This is a genomic window from Cupriavidus sp. WS (assembly GCF_000395345.1).
GTDB lineage: Bacteria > Pseudomonadota > Gammaproteobacteria > Burkholderiales > Burkholderiaceae > Cupriavidus > Cupriavidus basilensis_B.
In genome coordinates this window covers 1-879 of sequence record NZ_AQPL01000221.1, presented here as the reverse complement: position 1 = coordinate 879, position 879 = coordinate 1, and the positions used below count along the sequence as shown (strand labels likewise).

Sequence of the window (879 nt, the reverse complement as noted above, 5' to 3'; positions counted from 1 at the left end):
GGCGCACGGCTTGCTGCCTATGTCGCGCCAGCGGAAGGCAGCACCATCGACATAGCGTCGTTGCGCGCGGCGCTGGCCGAGCAACTGCCCGACTACATGGTCCCCGCCGCCTTCGTCGCGCTCGCCGCGCTGCCGCTCACACCCAACGGCAAGCTAGACCGCCGCGCGCTGCCCACGCCCGCCGCCGAGGGCGAGCGGCCCTACGTGGCGCCGCGCACGGAGGCACAGCGCTGGCTGGCGCAGGTATGGCAGGAGGTGCTGGGCGTGGAGCGGGTCGGGCTGGACGACCATTTCTTCGAGCTGGGCGGCGACTCGCTGCTGAGCCTCAAGGTGATTTCGCGCGTGCGCGCCAACAAGGCGCTGGGGCTGGCGCTGAAGCTGCGCGACCTGATGCGCACGCCGACCATCGGCGAGCTGCTGCCGGACGCCGCCGCCGCGCCGGTGGCCGGCGCCACGCCGCCGGCCGCGCTGCGCGTGCTGGCGCAAGGCCCGGCCGGCGCCGCGCCGGCGCCGCTGTGCTGCGTCCACGCGGCGCTGGGCACGCTGTTCGACTACGACGAGATCGCACGCCGCCTCGGCGCCGGGCGCGCCGTCTACGGCCTGCAGTCGCGCATGCTGCTGGACCCGGACTGGCGCGACGCCTCGCTGGAGGCGATGGCGCGCGACTACGTGCGCGAACTGCGCGCGGCGCGGCCGCAGGGGCCTTACCTGCTGCTGGGCTGGTCGCTCGGCGCCACGCTGGCCACGCTGATGGCGCGCGAGCTGGAGGCGCAGGGCCAGCAGGTGCAGTGGCTGGTGCTGGTCGATCCGTTCGTGCCGCAGCCGGATGCCGGCGCCACGGCGCCGGCGCCGCGCTGGCGGGCCGCGCTGGCCGATTTT

1 protein-coding gene is annotated in these 879 nt (G+C 75.4%); it reads left to right on the top strand.

Annotated features, from left to right (window positions below; genetic code table 11):
- On the top strand, nucleotides 1–879 hold an 879-nt coding region (locus K206_RS38670), incomplete at both ends, for a thioesterase domain-containing protein (RefSeq protein ID WP_043366887.1).